Source organism: Pseudalkalibacillus sp. Hm43, from assembly GCF_054170705.1.
The window spans coordinates 2,905,852-2,925,380 of the sequence record NZ_CM135129.1 but is presented as its reverse complement, the minus strand read 5'-3'; the positions used below and the strand labels follow the sequence as shown (position 1 = coordinate 2,925,380).

General features: G+C 44.5%; 22 protein-coding genes. 4 read left to right on the top strand and 18 right to left on the bottom strand.

What is annotated here, in order from left to right:
• Window positions 1-184 precede the first annotated feature (184 nt).
• From ACXQIQ_RS15265 to ACXQIQ_RS15255, 3 genes are all read left to right on the top strand, one after another.
• Window positions 185-571, top strand: coding sequence for a YobA family protein (locus ACXQIQ_RS15265; protein WP_439301511.1), 387 nt, complete (start codon window positions 185-187; stop codon window positions 569-571).
• 60 nt (window positions 572-631) lie between these two features.
• Complete coding sequence (locus ACXQIQ_RS15260) at window positions 632-1,327, top strand: AIM24 family protein (protein ID WP_439301512.1); 696 nt, start codon at window positions 632-634, stop codon at window positions 1,325-1,327.
• 319 nt (window positions 1,328-1,646) lie between these two features.
• Window positions 1,647-2,504 (top strand): sulfite exporter TauE/SafE family protein, encoded by an 858-nt coding sequence (locus ACXQIQ_RS15255; protein WP_439301513.1) that lies wholly within the window; start codon window positions 1,647-1,649, stop codon window positions 2,502-2,504.
• Window positions 2,505-2,563: 59 nt separating this feature from the next.
• Here the strand turns inward: ACXQIQ_RS15255 and pruA are convergent, their stop codons facing one another.
• The 18 genes from pruA to ACXQIQ_RS15165 all read right to left on the bottom strand — a co-directional run bounded on the left by pruA (window position 2,564) and on the right by ACXQIQ_RS15165 (window position 18,384).
• On the bottom strand, window positions 2,564-4,111 hold the full coding sequence (gene pruA / locus ACXQIQ_RS15250) for an L-glutamate gamma-semialdehyde dehydrogenase (RefSeq protein ID WP_439301514.1): 1,548 nt from the start codon (window positions 4,109-4,111) through the stop codon (window positions 2,564-2,566).
• Between the two features lie 155 nt (window positions 4,112-4,266).
• Window positions 4,267-5,547, bottom strand: a complete 1,281-nt coding sequence (locus tag ACXQIQ_RS15245; protein ID WP_439301515.1) for a TRAP transporter large permease — start codon at window positions 5,545-5,547, stop codon at window positions 4,267-4,269.
• On the bottom strand, window positions 5,544-6,023 hold the full coding sequence (locus tag ACXQIQ_RS15240) for a TRAP transporter small permease (protein WP_439301516.1): 480 nt from the start codon (window positions 6,021-6,023) through the stop codon (window positions 5,544-5,546). Before ACXQIQ_RS15240 ends, ACXQIQ_RS15245 begins: the two co-directional genes overlap by 4 nt.
• A 23-nt stretch (window positions 6,024-6,046) precedes the next feature.
• Window positions 6,047-7,063 (bottom strand): TRAP transporter substrate-binding protein, encoded by a 1,017-nt coding sequence (locus ACXQIQ_RS15235; protein ID WP_439301517.1) that lies wholly within the window; start codon window positions 7,061-7,063, stop codon window positions 6,047-6,049.
• An 82-nt stretch (window positions 7,064-7,145) separates the two neighbouring features.
• Complete coding sequence (locus ACXQIQ_RS15230) at window positions 7,146-7,346, bottom strand: 2-hydroxymuconate tautomerase (protein WP_439301518.1); 201 nt, start codon at window positions 7,344-7,346, stop codon at window positions 7,146-7,148.
• 14 nt (window positions 7,347-7,360) lie between these two features.
• Window positions 7,361-8,131 (bottom strand): 2-keto-4-pentenoate hydratase, encoded by a 771-nt coding sequence (locus ACXQIQ_RS15225; protein WP_439301519.1) that lies wholly within the window; start codon window positions 8,129-8,131, stop codon window positions 7,361-7,363.
• 15 nt (window positions 8,132-8,146) lie between these two features.
• On the bottom strand, window positions 8,147-9,166 hold the full coding sequence (dmpG, locus tag ACXQIQ_RS15220) for a 4-hydroxy-2-oxovalerate aldolase (protein WP_439301520.1): 1,020 nt from the start codon (window positions 9,164-9,166) through the stop codon (window positions 8,147-8,149).
• 24 nt (window positions 9,167-9,190) lie between these two features.
• Window positions 9,191-10,069, bottom strand: coding sequence for an acetaldehyde dehydrogenase (acetylating) (locus ACXQIQ_RS15215; protein ID WP_439301521.1), 879 nt, complete (start codon window positions 10,067-10,069; stop codon window positions 9,191-9,193).
• Window positions 10,070-10,098: 29 nt separating this feature from the next.
• Window positions 10,099-10,902, bottom strand: a complete 804-nt coding sequence (locus ACXQIQ_RS15210) for a 2-keto-4-pentenoate hydratase (protein WP_458025637.1) — start codon at window positions 10,900-10,902, stop codon at window positions 10,099-10,101.
• A gap of 11 nt (window positions 10,903-10,913) precedes the next feature.
• Window positions 10,914-12,389 carry an aldehyde dehydrogenase gene (locus ACXQIQ_RS15205; RefSeq protein WP_439301522.1) on the bottom strand — a complete coding sequence of 492 codons (1,476 nt, stop codon included), beginning with the start codon at window positions 12,387-12,389 and terminating at the stop codon, window positions 10,914-10,916.
• Between the two features lie 56 nt (window positions 12,390-12,445).
• Window positions 12,446-12,907: a RidA family protein gene (locus ACXQIQ_RS15200; RefSeq protein WP_439301523.1), complete on the bottom strand. Its 462-nt coding sequence runs from the start codon at window positions 12,905-12,907 to the stop codon at window positions 12,446-12,448.
• A complete protein-coding gene (locus ACXQIQ_RS15195; RefSeq protein WP_439301524.1) occupies window positions 12,849-13,910 on the bottom strand; it encodes an amidohydrolase family protein in 1,062 nt (353 codons plus the stop codon). The genes ACXQIQ_RS15200 and ACXQIQ_RS15195 overlap by 59 nt, the downstream gene beginning before the upstream one ends.
• The gene (locus ACXQIQ_RS15190; RefSeq protein ID WP_439301525.1) at window positions 13,907-14,461 is read right to left on the bottom strand and encodes a 3-hydroxyanthranilate 3,4-dioxygenase; all 555 of its coding nucleotides are present in this window, start codon (window positions 14,459-14,461) and stop codon (window positions 13,907-13,909) included. Before ACXQIQ_RS15190 ends, ACXQIQ_RS15195 begins: the two co-directional genes overlap by 4 nt.
• Window positions 14,462-14,492: 31 nt before the next feature.
• Window positions 14,493-15,242: an IclR family transcriptional regulator gene (locus ACXQIQ_RS15185; RefSeq protein WP_226547256.1), complete on the bottom strand. Its 750-nt coding sequence runs from the start codon at window positions 15,240-15,242 to the stop codon at window positions 14,493-14,495.
• Between the two features lie 82 nt (window positions 15,243-15,324).
• The gene (locus ACXQIQ_RS15180) at window positions 15,325-16,806 is read right to left on the bottom strand and encodes a 4-hydroxyphenylacetate 3-hydroxylase family protein (RefSeq protein ID WP_439301526.1); all 1,482 of its coding nucleotides are present in this window, start codon (window positions 16,804-16,806) and stop codon (window positions 15,325-15,327) included.
• Window positions 16,807-16,827: 21 nt separating this feature from the next.
• Complete coding sequence (locus ACXQIQ_RS15175) at window positions 16,828-17,310, bottom strand: flavin reductase family protein (protein WP_439301527.1); 483 nt, start codon at window positions 17,308-17,310, stop codon at window positions 16,828-16,830.
• A 292-nt stretch (window positions 17,311-17,602) separates the two neighbouring features.
• Window positions 17,603-17,830, bottom strand: coding sequence for a DUF2198 family protein (locus ACXQIQ_RS15170; protein ID WP_439301528.1), 228 nt, complete (start codon window positions 17,828-17,830; stop codon window positions 17,603-17,605).
• Between the two features lie 131 nt (window positions 17,831-17,961).
• Entirely contained in the window at window positions 17,962-18,384 is a 423-nt protein-coding gene (locus ACXQIQ_RS15165) for a hypothetical protein (RefSeq protein ID WP_439301529.1), read from the bottom strand.
• Window positions 18,385-18,536: 152 nt separating this feature from the next.
• On the opposite strand from ACXQIQ_RS15165, the gene ACXQIQ_RS15160 reads away from it, so the two are divergent.
• Complete coding sequence (locus tag ACXQIQ_RS15160; protein ID WP_439301530.1) at window positions 18,537-19,529, top strand: glycosyltransferase family 2 protein; 993 nt, start codon at window positions 18,537-18,539, stop codon at window positions 19,527-19,529.

The following is a 19,529-nucleotide window of genomic DNA, read 5'->3' as shown; positions in this document are numbered from 1 at the left end:
AGCACAGGAGAAGGAAAAAATAACAAGAAAAACGAACTTACATTCGCATTTTAAATTCTGGAAATTTTCCATGTAACGTTGGACCTGATCAAAACGTCTATACAGATAGAAATAGGTTTGATTTCTATTGAAAGGTTCCCGTTTCAAATCAAGAAGAAACGTTGCGAAAGAAGGGTGTGTTTTTATGAAAAGTTGGTACATCGGGGCTATCTTTCTATTCTTCCTCTCCCTGGTCGGATGTGGAAGTTCAATGAATGACGGGAGTTCAGGGAGCGATACAGGAACGAATGAAGAAGAGCTTTGGGAACATTCCCTCACCGGATATGTGGCTGATAAGGATGACTCTCGGATTCTTTTGATCGGAAAAATCACGAAGGAACAGCTGGAGCAGATGAGCATCCAAGAATTGCTGGAAACTGCAAGTCCTGAGGCATATTGGTTGAAAGTCCAAGATATTGAAGCATTCAAAATCGGACAAAAACTAGAAGTCTGGCCGATTGGTGGCATGATGGAGTCCTACCCCGCTCAAGGCGAGGGAGGAAAAGTGATCATTTTAGAAGAGCGAAAATGAAGGAAACTTTCTGCGGGTGGTGAACGTAAAAGAGTATAAAGAAGAAATGTAGGTGATTCGATGTCAAAGTATTCAATTGAAGAATTTGTACGACAAACCTCCCAGGAAGATAAAGGAGAAGGCTTTTTCGAACTGGAAACGCCTCGAATCCTTGAGGTCAATTTAGATGGGACTGTTTGGGCGAAAGCCGGGTCAATGGTGACGTATCATGGGCAGATCAAGTTTGTCCGTGAAGGGATCCTTGAACATGGAATCGGAAAAATGTTCAAGAAAGCACTGACGGGTGAAGGTGCTTCTCTTATGAAAGCGAATGGTTCCGGCAAGCTTTATCTCGCGGATCAGGGAAAGAAGATTTCCATCTTGCAGCTTCAGAACGATTCCATTTATGTGAATGGAAATGACCTGTTGGCGTTTGAGCCGTCGATTGATTGGGACATCAAGCTCATGCGCAGAATTACCGGTATGATGTCGGGTGGTCTGTTCAACGTGCACTGCCAGGGAACCGGGATGATTGCAATCACCTCCCATTATGAGCCGTTGACGATCCAGGTGAAGCCAGGACGTCCTGTGTTGACTGATCCGAATGCAACCGTCGCCTGGTCCGGGTCCCTCTCCCCAGACTTCCAGACGGACGTGTCGTTGAAAACGTTCTTCGGTCGAGGTAGCGGTGAATCAATCCAAATGCGGTTCGAAGGAGACGGTTTCGTCGTCGTTCAACCATATGAAGAAGTGTACTTCCAGAACGAAAACAGTTGATTGGAAAAAGCGGCAGCGAGCCGCTTTTTTTCTTTTTAAAAGAGTAAATTTTATGATTTCATGGGAAGTTCCCTTCATTCTTCGGGGGACTTTTTTTCAACTTGTGGAACTTTCTGGCCTATTCGTGGAACTTTCTTTTCAACTCGTGGAACTTTCCTGCTTTCTTGGGGAACTTTCACTTCTACTTGGGGAAGTCATTACCTTTTTACTATACTAAAAGCCTCTTCATCTAAACCATCTCGAATGTTTCTGGAACTCTCGCTCACAATCATGTAACATTAACAAGGTAAAAGATAGCTGAACTTAGAGGAGCTTTTTAATGGAAATTATATATATCATACTTGGTTTTGCGGTCGGTATTCTGTCCGGCTATTTTGGAATTGGAGGCGGATTCATCCTCACTCCGGTACTCATGTTGGTCGGATTTGCGCCAGTCGTTGCCATCACGACAAGCCTGATGTACGCCATCGGATCGTCTGTATCTGGCGTATGGGCGCATTTCAAAATGAACAACGTCGTTTGGAAAACCGCCCTCATTCTCGGAGCCAGCGGTGTGACCGCAACCCAGTTTGCAAAGCCTTTCGTGTTATGGCTTGATCAAAAGGGATATGACGAAACGATCATCCCAATCATCTATGCGGTCATCATTGGATACTTTGCCTATTCGTTATTGAAAAAGAAAGACAAAAAGAAATTAGAACAGATGGGGAAACCAGGAATTCTGAAAACCCTCTTAATCGGATTCTTTGGTGGGCTCATGTCTGCCACATTAGGTGTAGGCGGCGGTTTCGTAATGGTACCCTTCATGATCTCTTTGATGGGCTTTCAGCCTAGAAAAGCGGTGGGGACAAGCTTAGTCAGCGTCTTGATGATTGTAACAGCTGGTTTCATCTCCTATTCAGTGTCCATCGATATCAACTATATGATCGGACTCTTGTTAGTTATAGGGGCGTTGTTTGGAAGCCAGGTCGGTGCGAAATTGACATCCTTTTATTCCAATGACCAGATCCAAAAATACTTTGGCCTACTCTACATCACGACCCTTGTCGGTATTCTGTTCGAACTGTTTAACTTCAATATCGCAGGCATGATTGCACTCGGCTTGTATGTCGTAACTTTACTCGGCAAATTCACGATCGATCTTATACAGCGAAAGCAAAACGCTTCCGTATCGTAAACAAAAAAATCCACCAGTTAGGGTAAGTCCAAGCTTACCCTGCTGGTGGATTTTTACTATTAGTATTTTTCAGAGATGGTCTTAGCCTGCATATGGAGCATCAAGTAATCCGGACCGCCGGCTTTGGAATCCGTTCCTGACATTTTGAACCCTCCGAAAGGCTGATAACCGACAATTGCGCCTGTACAATTACGGTTGAAATAGAGATTCCCTACATGGAAATCGTATTTCGCTTTTTCAAGATGGTCACGGTTATCTGAAATAACGGCGCCAGTCAAACCATATTCCGTATTGTTGGCGATTTCGATTGCTTCATCAAAATCTTTTGCCTTTGTAAAGCAGACGACAGGACCAAATATCTCTTCCTGCTGCATTCGGGACTGAGGATCGAGATCCGCAAAAATGGTAGGTTCGATGAAATATCCTACGGAATCATCACCTTTACCACCCGTGACCAGACGTCCTTCTTCTTTTCCGACCTCGATATAACTCATTATCTTGTCAAAGGCACTTTGGTCAACGACCGGACCCATATAGACATTTTCTTCTGACGCATTTCCTACCGTTAATTCTTCCGTCCGTTTTTTCACCATATCGAGCACTTCGTCGTACACATCCTCATGGACGACTGCACGTGACCCTGATGAACATTTTTGTCCTGAAAAACCGAAAGCGGACACGATGATAGCGTCAGCAGCTGTTTCCAAGTCAGCTTGGTTATCAACGACAACAGTGTCCTTACCACCCATTTCAGCAATCACTTGTTTCAAGTGGTTCTGGCCTTCCTGGATTTCAGAAGCACGCTTGATGATCCGTGTTCCTACATCCCGTGAACCAGTAAAGGAAATGAGCGATGTTTTCGGATGGTCGACCAGGTAGTCACCTACTTCTCCGCCACTTCCAGGGACGAAATTCAATACACCCTTCGGTAGACCTGCTTCTTCAAGTACTTCCACGAATTTTGCCGCAATGACTGGACTGTTGCTTGCCGGCTTCATCACGACTGTACTTCCGGTTACGAGCGGCGCTACTGTTGTACCTGCCATGATAGCGAATGCGAGATTCCAAGGTGGAATGACGACAGATACACCTGTAGGCGTATAAATGTATCGGTTTTGTTCACCTGGACGGCTTTCAACCGGTTTCCCTTCCTTCAACTGAATCATTTGGCGACCATAGTATTCAAGGAAGTCGATTGCTTCGGCAGTATCTGCATCGGCCTCTTTCCATGGTTTACCCACTTCATAAACCAAGTAAGCGGAAAATTCATGTTTGCGGCGACGGATGATGCTTGCTGCACGGAATAGTAGCTCAGCACGTGCTCTTTCATCCCATTTCCTCCAACTCTCGAAAGCTTCTGAAGCTGCTTCTACTGCTTGATCGGCGATCTTCTGATCCGCTTTAGAGACGTGACCGACAACTTGGTCAGTATCGGCCGGATTGCGGGAAACAATCTCATCTTCTGTACGAATCCTTTTACCATTGACGAGCAGATCGTGTTTCTCTCCTAATTCTGCTTTCACTTTTTGTAAAGCCTCTTCAAAAGCCTTTATATTTTCTTCCACTGTAAAATCAGTAAAGGGTTCGTGCTTATAAGGTGTTACCACAATGAATTCTCCTTTCCAAATTACATGCTGAAAATCGTTTTCAGTCGTCTCGTTCCCTGTTGCTTAGGGGTAGTAAACGAGGAATTTTCATAGGAAAACATATAAAAAAACAACGAGCTCGATTTATTCAAGCTCGTTGTCTTCTTCAGCAATTTTTAAAGGTTGAACATATTCGGTATCCAAAGCACCGCATCTTCCCAATAGGTGATGACAAATAAGATCAGAATGCCCATGATTAAAAACGGCATGGTCGCTTTGACCAGACGTTCAAACCTCACCTCTGCGATAGAGGAGACGATGAAAAGACCTGTTCCTACAGGAGGGGTCAACAACCCTATTGTCAGGTTGATACAGATAATAACGCCAAAGTGGATCGGGTCGATTTGGAAGGCTGTCAACAAAGGCATGAAGACAGGAACAAGGATGATGAGTGCAGCGATCCCATCCAAAACCGCTCCGAGCAACAATAAGAACAAATTCACCAACAGTAAAAATACAATCGGACTATCCGACAAAGTCAGCATCGAATCCAATATCATTTGAGGAATCTGTTCAAATGCGATCATCCAGCCGAATATGTTCGCCATGGCAATCAGAAACGTGACAGTCGCCGTACTGATTACAGTATTTACGAGAATTTGTGGTAATTTCCGAACACCCAACTCCTTGTAAAAGAAGGCCCCTACCAGATAAGCGACCACACAGGCAATCGCAGCTGATTCTGTTGCAGTGAAGGCTCCACTTAATATTCCAAAAATGATGATGAACGGTACGAGCAAAGCTGGAATGACGTTTAAACTACTCCTGAGGATTTCTGCGCCTTTTGACCGTTCATGCTTCGGAAAATTGTATTTGTAACCTAGGAAAGCAATCAGTGAAATGAACCCGATCCCGTACATGATGCCTGGAATGATCCCGGCCATGAACAACCCACCGATGGACGTACCAGACAACGTCCCATAGATGATGAAGATCATACTTGGCGGAATGATCGGTGCTACGATGGATGAAGCCAAGGTCAGAGCTGAAGAAAATTCCTTCTTATACCCTTCCCTCTCCATTTCAGGAACCATTACCTTACTCATCATTGCAGCTTGAGCATTCGCCGACCCCAAAATCGAAGCCAAAAACATGTTGGCTACAATCGTTACGTAAGCTAGTCCGCCTCGAAAATGTCCGAACAGTACTTTCGCGAACTTTACTAGTCTTGTAGTGATGCCCCCTCCATTCATCAGTTCTCCCGCAAGCATAAAGAGAGGTATGGCAAGTAAGCCGAAGTTATCCAGCCCCGAAAACAAACGCATCGGGGTAGAAGATAACAACACCGTATTCCCCATCACAAAGAAATACAAAATCGTCGTCATTCCTAACACGAGTGAAATTGGTATGCCCATAAACAGGAACACGAAAAACATCAGAATTACGACAAACGTCATTGCGCAACATCCCCTCTGACGACCTCAAGCAAGTTCGCAATTAAATGAATTGATGCAAAGGTCAACCCGACGGGAACGACTAAATACGGAATCCACATCGGAAGTAATAAAGAGGTGGATCTCTGAAATGCTACGCTTGGTGATAACACCCACTGGAAACTATAGTAGATAATCAATAGGAGAAAGGCGAGCATCAACAAGTGTCCTAGAATGCTAACCGCTTGTTTTACCTTTAACGGCAAGTAATCCATGACAATGGATACAGCAGCCTGGGACCTATACTTCAGTCCCAGACTCCCTCCAATAAAGCTGACCCAAATTAATAGAAAAATAGACACTTCACCCGCCCACGATAGAGGTGCATTGAACACATACCTGAACAGCACAGCCAATGTCACAATGACAGCCATTGAAAACATCAGAACAATGGATATATATTTTTCGAGCAGTGATATGCCATTGCTCAAAGCTTTCATAAGATAACCCCCTTTAGGATTGCTTAGTCACGGAAGGTGTCGATGAATTCTTGAATGAGAGGGTCTTTCTTTCCGTACTTTTCATCAAATTGCTTTTTATATGGATCAAAGAGTGAAGAATCAATTTCATAGATCTCCATTCCTTCATCTTTAAGCGTTTGTTTGAATTCTTCTTCTTGTCCCGCTCTCGTCAAAGCCGCATATTCTGCTGCTGCCGAAATCGCTTCTTGGATGATTTTCTGATCCGATTCAGGCATGCCTTCAAACGTATTCTTATTGACGATTGCTACCGCAGGCCAAACCATGTGGTTCGTCACGGCACCATACTTTACAACTTCAAAGTATTTGTTCGTGATGGTTGCATCCAGGTCCATATCCATCCCGTCAATGACGCCAGTTTGTACAGCGGAATAGACCTCTGGAAGTGGAAGACCTTCAGTAGATGCACCCAATGAAGTGTAGAAGTCCTGCATTGGCGGACTTGGTGTTACACGCAGCTTAAGTCCATCCATGTCTGCCGGCTTTTCAATCTTTTTATCTTTAGACAGCATGACGCGTTGTCCAGCGAAAAAGTAATCAAGACCTACCATGCCTTGCTCATCTAATGTACCTAAGATTTTCTTCGCTATTTCACTGTCACGCGCTTCATTCGCTTCCTTAAGATCTTTGAAAGCATATGGCGTGAACCAGGCTGCAAAAGAAGGAGACCGAGAACTCATATACGCTGCAGTGATAAATCCGAAATCCACTGAGCCAGCAGAAATTTGTTCAACCATATCCGCTTCCGTTCCTAGCTGACTGGACGGATAGATTTCCATTTGCATCCGACCATCCGAGCGCTCGTCCAATTCCTCTGCGAATTTTTCAGCTGCTTTGTGCCACATATGACTTGGCGGTGTTATGTGAGCGAGTTTGAAATTATACGTTTGATCCGAGTCTGCGTTGGCTGGTTCTGAGCCCCCATCATTACTACATGCCGCGGACAGAATGACCATAAGCGCTATAACCAACAATGAAACACTTTTAACGACCTTCCTCATTTCATACCCCTCCATTTTCATTAGAGATTCAACAACCCATGTCCCAATATTTTTTATGTATTTCTTAGGAGTATAGAGAATTTCATGAATGATTCATCTTGCTTTCCTCTTTCGACACACCGCCCGTTGCCCAATTCTCGTTTGGAATTTCATATAGCAACACACGGATTCTTTCAATATCGGTACCGGTACTTCTATGGATCGCTTCTGTCACTTCTTTAATCAATGTCCGCTTCTGTTCCTTACTGCGACCTTCCAGGATGTGAATTTGTGCGATAGGCATTATTCATCCTCCGATCACTTGATGTCTAAGTTCAATGAACCTAATTTTTCATATCGGACTTCTACATGGTCCCCACTGTTCACATCAATCGCCTCTGTAAAACCACCGACAAGAACGACCATACCAGGCTTGATGGTTTGCTCCGTCCGACTCAACATCTTAGCGAGCATCGCAACCGACCTGACAGGGTGACCTAGTACAGCTGCGCCTGTTCCAGAATGGAGCATTTCTCCGTTCCGGTACATGGCCACACCCATTTCATCCCATGCAGTATGATACGGAGAAAAGGCTTGGTCTCCTAAGATGAATTTCGTTGAGGATGCATTATCTGCAATCACATCAACCAGTGTGAACGAAAAGTTTTTGTAACGGCTATCAATGACTTCAATAGCAGGGAAAATGCATTCGGTCGCCATCCACACATCCCGTGGTGTGACATGTTCCCCTCCTAATTCCTTGTTCAATACGAAGGCGATTTCAGGTTCAACACGAGGATGGATCAGTTGGTCCATGTGAAGAACAGGTTCTGACAGCTCCATCGATTGCGTCAATCTTCCATAGATCGGCTCATCGACTCCAACTGAAATTTGCTTCGCCTTGCTCGTCAAACCCATCTTCCAACCGACCATCTTGTCTCCACGTTCTTGTGCGAAGTCTATACACATTTTCTGAATATCATAAGCATCATTCACATTCAGTGAGGGATGTTCAATGGTCACTTTATCCATATCCCTGCCTGTCCGTTGATGTTGATCGATTCTTTCCGCTAATTGTTTTAAATCCAATTTCCATTCTCCTTTCTATCCAATCGGTGTTTTTCTATTTGCCAAATCACTTGCTACATCTAGAATCATATCTTCTTGTCCACCGACTACCCGTTGCTTTCCTAGTTCTACAAGAATGTCCCGTGCATCAACCCCGAACTTATCGGCAGCACGGTTGGCATGTAAGAGAAAACTGGAGTAGACACCAGCATAACCAAGGACAAGGCTGCCTTTCGTAATTTCCTGTGGTTTAGGGAGAATCGGCGCTACAGCCTCTTCTGCCAGATCCATCATTTTGTATAAATCGATTCCGGTTTGGATTCCTAATCGATCCAAGACCGCAACAAGCACCTCTGTCTGGGTGTTGCCAGCGCCTGCACCTAAACAACGGACACTTCCATCAATCCATGTCGCTCCTTCTTCAATGGCCGCAATTGAGTTCGCCATTGCAAGGGATAGGTTGTTATGGGCGTGGAAACCGATTTGAATGGACACTTCATTTTTCAAGGCACGAATCCGTTCTCTCACTTCATGTGGCAGCATCGCACCAGCAGAATCAACGACATAGACCGTATCCGCTCCATAGCTTTCCATCAGCTTGGCTTGCTCTACAAGCTTTTCAACCGGAACCATGTGCGCCATCATCAGAAATCCGACCGTCTCCATCCCTAATTCTTTTGACAACATGATATGCTGCTTAGAAACGTCTGCTTCTGTCACATGTGTGGCTATCCGAGCCATTCGCGCGCCTATGTTTGCGGCTTCTTTCAATTCATGGACTGTACCAATGCCAGGTAAAAGTAGTACGCCGATTTTCGCTTGTCGGCTAACTGAAACAGCTGCTTCAATCAACTTCATTTCATCGGTACCCGACAAACCATATTGCAAGGAAGATCCACCGATTCCATCACCATGAGAAACTTCAATGTATGGCACATTCGCATCATCCAGCATTTGCACAACTTCTCTCACCTGATCCACGGTAAATTGATGACCGATCGCATGACTGCCATCCCGAAGTGCAACCTCTGTAATCGTTACCTCCCGCTGCTTCATATCAGAACTCCTTTCTTGTAAAAATCATGCCTTCTGGACCATCTTGTTTTTCGCTAATTCCTCAGCCACTTTAACAGCGGACGCCGTCATGATATCGAGATTCCCAGCATACGCCGGAAGGTAATCACCGGCTCCTTCCACTTCAAGAAACACAGTCACTTTATTTCCATCGAACATCGGTTCACTTCGAAGTCTATAACCCGGCACATACTCCTGGACCCTACGAACCATCTTTTGAATTGAAGAAGTAACCTTTTCTTCATCCATCTGACCTCGGACCAAGCAATAAACCGTGTCCCGCATAATAATGGGAGGTTCAGCAGGATTCAGGATGATGATCGCTTTCCCTTTATCTGCTCCCCCGATTTGTTCAATGCCTCTCGCCGTCGTAATGGTGAACTCATCAATATTCGCTCTCGTCCCTGGTCCAGCACTCTTGCTTGCAATGGTTGCAACGATTTCCGCATATTCCACATCACACACTGAATTGACTGCATGAACGATCGGAATGGTAGCCTGTCCACCACAAGTAATCATATTCACGTTCGATTCTTCCAAATAGTCCCCTAAATTGACGGGGGGAACGACAAAGGGTCCGACCGCAGCAGGGGTCAAATCAAGCACCTGTTTCCCGATCGATTTCAGCAATTCAGCATGGTGTTGGTGCGCTTTTGCCGAAGTAGCATCAAACAGAATCTCTGCTAAATGGGGCTGTTCCATAAAACCTTCTATCCCGTTAACAATGACCTCATAGCCGAGTTCTCTTGCCTTGCGTAATCCATCAGAATTCGCATCAATTCCGATCATCGTTGTCAGTTCAAGCGTTTTTGAACGCCTGAGCTTCAACATAAGGTCTGTTCCGATATTTCCAGAGCCGATGATTCCGACTTTCACTTTTGACACTGGATCACTTCCTTTCTAGTAAACTCGAATCAAGTGAACCGAACCGTCACCTCTCCTAGTGCATTGAACGTTGCCTTGAATTCATCCCCTGGTCTCGCATCCACTGCCGCAGAAAGGGCTCCTGACAGAATGACTTCACCCGCTTTGAGTGACACTCCATAATCGGATAGCTTGTTCGCCAGCCAAGCAACACAGTTTGCAGGATTATCAAGTGCAGCAGCCCCTGTTCCTGAGTTCACCTCTTCACCATTTTTATACAGGATCATCTGTATCGACGGTAGGTCCACCGCGCGAACCGGTACTTTGTTATCGCCCAATACATATAATCCGGAAGAAGCATTGTCAGCAATCGTATCAGCCAGTTTAATTTTCCAATCTGCTACACGACTGTCCACGATCTCCAGAGCTGGTACCACATAAGCGGTTGCCTCATATACATCTTCAGCTGTCACTGTTGGACCATTTAAGTCTTTACGTAGAACAAAAGCGATTTCTGCTTCCACTTTCGGTTGAAGGACAAGTTCGGATGTGATCTCCCCACCATTTTCGATGGCCATCGTATCAAGTAAATGCCCATAATCCGGTTCTCCCACCCCTAACAAATCTTGCATCGCTTTTGATGTGAGTCCAATTTTCTTCCCGATAATCTTTTGGCCTGACTCCGTCTTCCGCCTTACATTCATCAGCTGCACTTGATAAGCTTCATGGATATCAAGATCAGGGTATACTTCTGTTAGTGGCTTAACGCCTTTTCGGTTTTTTTCTGCCGTCACTAAATGCTCTGAAAGCTCTATCACACGTTCTGTCATCATCCATTCCTTTCTGGTTTTCATGAACCTGATTACTAGAGTTTGATCGTAATATTGGATAACTCACTATAAAATTCAAAGCTATGCATACCACCTTCTCTACCGATCCCGCTTTGCTTCATGCCGCCAAATGGCGTTCGGAGATCACGCAGATACCAGGTGTTCACCCATATGATTCCTGCTTCAATCTGGTGAGCGACTCTATGGGCACGGCGTAGATCATTCGTCCAGATCGTCGTGCCGAGACCATAATGCGTATCATTGGCTTGCTCAATCACTTCTTCTTCCGAATCAAACGGCAGTACGGTTACGACTGGTCCGAATATCTCTTCACGGACGCAACGGGAATCCCGTGTCAGCCCTGTAATGATGGTCGGTTTGATGTAAAAACCTTTCTCATGACCTTCAGGCCGGTCACCACCCGTCAACACGGTGCCGCCTTCTTCCTTCGCAAGCTCGATATAACCGTTGACCCGCTCGTAGTGTTCTTTGCTGATGACTGCACCAACTTTGGTCCCTTCAACGAACGGATCCCCGACGAGAAGTTCCTTCGTTCGAGCCACAAACTTTTCCAAAAACGCCTCATAAACCGGACGCTGCACATAAATTCTCGAACCGCATAAGCATACTTCCCCTTGATTCATGAAACTCGACTTCAATGTCGTGTCGATGACCTCATCCAAATCTGAGTCAGCAAAAATGATATTCGGATTCTTTCCACCCAGTTCATAAGATAATTTTTTCAGTGTAGACGCAGCTGCCTTCATGATCGCAGTCCCTGTTTTCGTTTCGCCTGTAAAAGTGACCGCATCTACATCAGGGTGTTCCGTAATTGCTGCACCAGCTGAATCTGGCCCGAAGCCATGGACGAGATTAATGACGCCGTCGGGTACACCTGCTTCCTTACAAATTTCTGCAAGCACAGTCGCTGTCATCGGCGTCCATTCTGCCGGCTTCATCACAGCTGTATTTCCAGCCGCTAAACAAGGAGCGAGCTTCCAAGTCAACAACAGCATCGGGAGATTCCACGGGTTGATCATCCCGACAACCCCGACGGGTCTACGGATGGAATAATGGAGTGCCGTCTGATCCTGCTGGTAAGCTTCGGTTCCCATTGAAGTCAGATAGTCTGCGAAGAAATGAAAATTGTACGCTGCCCTCGGGATATCGACCTCAAGCGCCATTTGATAAGGTTTTCCAGTATCCATCGCTTCTAAGGCAGCCAATTCTTCTAATCTTTCTAAAATCAGATCGCCGATTCGACGTAAAACCGCTGAACGCTCTTGCGTAGTGAAGTCCTTCCACGGACCTTTCAAAGCTCTTTTCGCTGCAGCTACAGCTAGGTCAACTTCTTCTTTCCCGCCTTCTGCTACCTTCCCCATCACTTCCTCAGTTGCCGGGTTGATATTATCGAAGGTTTTCATATTAATAGAATCAACATAACTGCCGTCTATGAAATGCCTGCAATTGATCGGCTTTACTTCCTTTAGGATTTTCTCTTTCACTTGCATTTGGATTGAACCCTCCTTCTCTTCTGAAAAACAAATGGTGACACGATGGCCACCATTTAGTCCTCAACTTCAACGATCATCTCGATTTCAATACTTGTATTATTCGGAAGTTGCGCCATCCCTAACGCAGACCTGGCATGCTTCCCGCGTTCTCCGAACACCTCAACAAGCAGGTCGGAAGCTCCATTCATCACTTTTGGCTGGTCCGTAAAATCTTCTGTACTATTCACAAATCCCAGCAACTTCACGACCCTTTTCACTTTACTCAAATCACCCAGTTCATATTTAAGGACGCTGAGCAAATTGAGCATGGATTGTCTAGCAGCGTAATAACCTTCCTCCAAGGTAAGGTCTTTCCCGAGCTTGCCATGATACTCATCCACACCTTGACCAGAAGTGAAAATCAGTTGACCGACCCGGACGTGACTGACATAATTTCCTGCAGAAGGTCGGACCGCTTTAAGTTGAAGTCCCAGACTTTGCAGCTTCTCTTCCGGTGTCAGTACTTTCTGTTCCATTTGTCCGCCTCTTTTCGTTTACATTTAAGAATTTCAAAGCGTTTCCGCCTAAAATGGCATTCCTCTGTTCATCCGATAGACTCGTCATTTCATCAATCACATTGCCTGGAGGGATCTCCCTCAACAAGAACGGATAATCAGAACCCATCATGACCCGCTCATATCCGAAACGATCTATTAAATATTGGATGTTCAACGGATCGTAGTTCAGAGAATCAAAATAGAAGTTTTTCACATAATGGCTCGGTGGATGAGTTGTAAGCCGTAAGTGTGGCCATACTTTCCACCCTTGATCCAACCTCGGTAGGATATAAGGAAACGATCCTCCTCCATGCGCAAAACAGATCTTCAGATTAGGGAATTTCTCAATCACGCCGCTCCAAATGAGACTTGCTGCTGCCAAAGCGGTCTCACTCGGCATGCCAACGGTATACATGAAGTTATGCCTTGGCGTTCTGTCTTTGGCGAGCGTTTCCCATGGATGGATGAACAACGGAACATTCCATTCCTCTGCCATACGGAAAAATTCCTGAAACTCCGGAGCATCTAAGTTTTCTCCGTTCACATTCGTTCCGATTTCAATGCCATACAAATGAAGATCATTTATACAGCGTTCCATTTCTTGAATTGCAGCTGCACTGTCTTGCATTGGAACAGTCCCGAGCCCGAGAAATCGGTCTGGTCTTTGTTTTACCGTTTCAGAAATAAAATCGTTCTGAATCCGAGCCATTTCAAGTGCTGCATCCGTTGGTGCCCAGTAAGAGAATGTTACCGGAATAGGTGAGAGAACTTGGATATCTACACCTTCACGATCCATATCTTGAATTCGCTTTTCTGGGCTCCAAACTTGATCCGTGACCTCTCTGAACACTTTTCCACCGACCATGATATTGGCACCGCATGCACATGTCTGTTTCAAGACCGGCCAACGTTCCTGTCCGTACTTTTCCATGAAATCAGGTAGGTCATGTGGAATGACATGCGTATGAAAATCTATTCTCATTTCCACTCATCTGCTTCTTCAGGCATCATATGACCGCAATTGTCACACTTTCTGAGCTCTTCACTACTGTTGAATTGTTCGATCGCTCCTTTGACCTGTGTCTCGATATTCGTCAACTGAACAGTGACCCGATGCATTTCATGGTCACAGTTATCGCAATACCAAACGAAATCTTCGAGCTCCCCTTCGCCGCGTTTCCGTTCTAATACAATTCCGTAAGAGTCCGCTGTCCGATGGGGAGAATGAGGAACATGTGCAGGAAGCATGAAGATATCTCCCTCACCCACAGTGACAACTTCTCTTTCACCCTGGTCATTGATGCATTCCACATAGCAATTGCCTTTTACCTGATAGAAGAATTCATCAGAAGGATCGACGTGGAAGTCTCGTCTTTTATTCGGTCCACCTATGAGCATGGCAATGAACTCAGAGTCCTCCCAAAGGACTTTGTTATTCACCGGTGGTTTTAAAAGATCTTTATTATCCTCAATGATTTTCATCAAATTACCGACTCTACTATTCAAATTTGTTTTATTTGCTTTAACAGACATGATATTCCTCCTCGATTTTTTGTAAGCGCTGTCATAAAACGCTGATATAACCCAATTCATTTGAAATGGACTGAGCTGTCTTCACGACACTCTGAATGATTGTCCGGCTTTCCCTTCCTTGCATGTAAGCAATCGGTCCAACCATATTGAGCGCAGCTACGGTCTGTCCCGTATAGGACTGAATAGGAGCAGCTACTGCATACATCCCGTGTTCATTCTCATTATTAGAAATCGAATATCCCTGTTTCCGGATCTGCTTCAACTCATCCATCAACTTGTCGACACACGTGATTGTATTCGGTGCCCGTTGCAACAGCCCCATAGACAATGTAGGTTGTACGAAAGAAGGATTGAATGCTAACAACACTTTCCCTGTACTTGTACAATAAGCTGGTTTTTTCGCACCAACATATGTAGGGAGAGGCATCGAATCTTTAGAAGCTACTTTCAGTACAAACCGAACTTCGCCAGCGTCGAACATCCCGATATGCACCGTGCCGCAGTATTTCCGAATGAGATTTTCTACAATCGGAATCGCTTCGCTATAAATATCTTGCTGATACATGACATGATTGCTCCACTCTAATAACTTCCAACCGAGGCGATATTTTTTACGACTATCTTGAATGAGGATGCCTTCCTGACACAGTGTTCTTACGAGATGGTGTGTCGTACTTGGATTCATATCCAGCTTTTGAGCGATTTCCAGATTCCCAAGAGCGGGCTCCTCATTCGTAAAACAATTCAAAATTTTCGTAATTTTATTGATAGACGAAATCATATATTTACTCTCCTTGTAAACATATTTAAAAATCCGCTACGGTAGATTATTAGATAAGTGGAGAGTTTTTCCTTTTAAACTTTTAATTTTTAATCAACTGTTTTTGTGTGGCAGATGCTGTTTCTAATGCATCTTTTACCATTGGGAAGTCGTATTTTCGTTTGAAACCGTCATAGAACCAGCATAATCTTCTAAGTGGGTCACCAGAATAATACCGTTCATATTGGAGAAGTCTTTGACCGAATGCTTCACCGGATAAATCCCAGGCAAGCTTGAACAATTGAACGCGTTCTTCAGAGGAAACCCCTTCACGGCCTACATAATATTTGTCTACGATTGGCTTCAGTTCTTCATGTTCAAAGTCTGCACCCATCGGTGACATCAACAGTCCACCTGCTCCAATGGTCTGAATGATTTCAATCGCACGCGGATAGAGCTTAGGCAGCATCCCACGGATCGTTTCCAGTGGAGCTGCAGCTGGACGTAATTCACCCTGAGGCGTGGTTTCATATTCATACTCGGACACTCTTAACAAGGAGCGGATCACTTCCACCGACTGAATCAATTCACCTAATTGGGTTTTTACATTCGGATATACATCCACCCCGATTGAATCTGCAATCTTACAAGCTACTTCCATCGCAAATGAGAGCTTCACCCAACCTCGAACACCGGATTGATGTGCTGGCTGAATTCCGATTCCGGTCTTCGGATATAACAGATTCGCAGCTTCGACATTTTGATTGATGAACACTCGATTCCATGGAACGAATACATTTTCAAACACGAGAAGTGCATCCATTTCTTCAAAACGGGAAGCGAGAGGATGATCGAATAATGAACGCTTACCATCTTGCGTCGGCTCGCGGCAAATGATTTTAAGACCTGGTGTATCAATCGGCAAAGCGAAAGCTACTGCATGCTTTTCATCACCCGGCTGGAATCCTGGGAATGAGTAGATGATGACTTCGTCTGTCACAGGTGCTAATGTAGCAAGCATTTTTGCTCCACTAACGACTAAGCCATCCTCTTTCTCAGCAACCACACCAAGGTGGGTAAATTCATTCTCCTGTTCGTGGGATGCCTTACTCCGATCGTTCTGTGGATTAATGATGGCATGGGTCAAGAAAACGTCATTATCACGCACATGTTTGAAATAGTTGACCATGTTTTCTCCCCACTGCGGGTCATACTGCTCCAAAAACCACGTATTGCTAGCCATGGAAGTTACCGTCACATTCAAGAAATCCGGCGTACGTCCCATCGTACCGAATGTTGCTCTTGACCAAACTTCAAACAAGTCACTTCTTTTTTTCAGATCTTCGAATGTTTTTGGAACGAGGAAGGAGTTATTTACCCGCTCCCCTGTCTCTTCACAGACATGTGTAATGCGGTCCTGATACTTTGGATCGTGCTGCATATCGTACAGTTTTGCAATTTCATGGATCGGTTGCCGGAAAATTGGCTCAGAGTATACATCCTCGATTTTTCGACCGCCTAACCAAACTTCAGGCTTTCTCGCTTTCAACCCTTTAATGTACTGTTCACCTGTTCTTATCCCCATCCATTCTCCTCCTTTTGAAATTTACTTTTTCATATAGTTTTCAATCTCTTTCGTCTGAGAGAATCTGCCTTGATAAAAAACGAGTCCGTCCCCATCTGTGTAGCTGAAGTCTTGAACTTTTCCTACATAGAGGATATGGTCTCCCCCTTCATACGCTTCCCATGGGGAACACTCAATGGTGGCTAGACAGTCTTTGATTTTAGGTCCAAGAATCGACTCTTCCCATTCAATCTCCAACCCTTGTTGCTCTTTACCTGCAAATTGCCAGGCAATCGCTTCTTGACCGGAAGCCAGAATATTGACAATGAATGACTGTTCCTTTAATCTGTCACAAGCCTTCGCTTTTTTGTCGATTGAAACGAGTACGAGCGGTGGATCCAAGGAAACGGAAGTAAAGGAATTGACTGTAATCCCTTGTTTAACCTTATCCTCACCCGCCCAAGTCACGACGGTCACCCCTGTTGCAAACCTACCGAAACAATTACGCAACTCGCGTACGTCCATCCAGTCACCTCCAATAAGTAAAATCTGATACAACTATATAAGGAACGACAAAATCGAACAATCGGATTATTTCACATTATGAAATTTATATCAGATTTTTCTAAAAAATCTGATTAGTTAATCTTTTTATCGTATAAAGGAAACTCAGTGAAGCAAAAGCTGGCTCATGATGAGCCTTAGTTGAACTTATACTTTGTACGTAAACTTTTTATCTGCGTCTATTATCTTCTTGCTAAAAAGTTATCTTTTCTAAACGTAAAAAGAAAGCGTCTATCTCTGAAAGAAATAGACGCTAGCTCCATTTTTTGTTTACTTTTTTACCGATGCGTAGTGAAAAATAACTACCGATGAGAATCCCCGCTACTGCGGTCACGACTGTCCAGAAGCTTTCAAACTTATTGAAGATCACGACCATGACGATGATCACAAGCCCGATTGCAACGAGCCGATTATAGGTCACCCTTGCAAGAAAAGGGATCAACAGGATGGGCAAAATGAAAGCCCCGATTATTTCTAGCATGACAAAGCACGCCTCCCAACCACTTACCAAACTATGTATGTACGGTCATTATACTTCTTATCGAGGAAGCAATTCAATAATAAGCTCACGAGGCGGTCATCCCCGCCTTGATGAGCTGGTGTTTTATAGTGTTATGCGTTGCCGTAAGCGGCACCGGAAAAAGTAATCGGTCCAACGACAGATGCCTGGTTGATCAATCCCTCTGGGTTTGTCAATTCAACCGTCAGCGAGTATTTATTGAAACCGACTGGAGCGTTGAAGTCGACAGCTGTGAATGTCACAGTTTTATTCTGGATGAGCGTAATATCCAATTCATCTATCGTTGTAAAAATAACTTGCGTTCCGCGGAAGATCTTGAATAGGACGGTAGGACGGCCTGCAACTGCTTCCCATCCAATCGTAGCCTTCAAGTCTACGATATTCGGCGATTGTGTCACGTTAAGACCAAATTCCGCAAGTTTGATATTAGATGGAGATACAGGTATGACACGATCCAATGAGCCGCTGCTGTTAACCGGAGCACTTACAAAGTAATCTAGTAATTTTCTTGGCATGAAATCACCTCCACACCTCCACTATATGTAAGTATTCTCCAGTATGAATGGACAAACTGGTAGATATATTAATAGATTTGATAAGTTGATAGATTTTTCATTTATAAGATCTCGTCATCATACACTGTGGAAAAAAGAGGTGCGGTGATACTATGCGGGTATCGGTAGTGATGGCGGTCTACAATAGTGAGCTCTATTTACAAGAGGCCATTGAAAGCATATTGCAGCAAACTTATCAGCATTTTGAATTCATCATTGTGAATGATGGCTCGACCGATCGCACGAAACAAATCCTGGATCAGGTTCGAAATCAAAAGGTTGAGGTCATCCATTTAGATTGTAATGGCGGGGCAGCCAATGCTCTGAACCATGGTATACAGGTAGCGAGTGGAGATTGGATTGCGATACAAGATGCGGACGACTTAAGTCATCCTACAAGACTAGAAGAGCAGGTCCAGTATGTTCAAGAGCATCCGGACCTTGTAGCGGTCGGTACGTTGAAAAAATGCATCAGCGGAAAAATACCTGTAGAAGAGAAACGCTTGAAAAGGGAAGAGCACAGCAACTTCTTGATGGATGAAGAGCAGATGAAAAGGTATCGCTTTTATATCAATCCATTATGTCACGGTTCTATGCTGTTTTCGAGAACTGCCTTTTACAAGGCGGGTAAGTATGATCCTACATTCAGAGTATGTTATGACTACGATCTTTGGATGAGGATGTTTGAATTTGGGGAAATTCATAAACTTCCGAAACATCTTTATCATTATCGAATCCATGCCGAATCCTTAAGTAATGGGAATGACGGACAGATCAATGAGGACTGGGTCGTAGCTACGAAATACATTCATAATATCGTTTCAAAGGAGGTCGGACATCGTCCCTTCATTTCTGTGTTGGGTAATTCTCAAGCTTGTAAGGAATTTGAACGACTGGCGGAAAAATGTGATTTGAATGTAAATAGGTATATCCACTCGCCTCAACCAGACGAGGCACAAATGATCCATAATTCTTTTCTAAGTGGAAAAACGGATGCAGTCATTTTACTAGAAGGCATTCAATATCTGGCCCTCTTTCAAGAGCTTCAAAACAAAGGAATGGTATGGAATGCTTCCCTTTTTAAAATATGGGCTGGTTACTTGTAA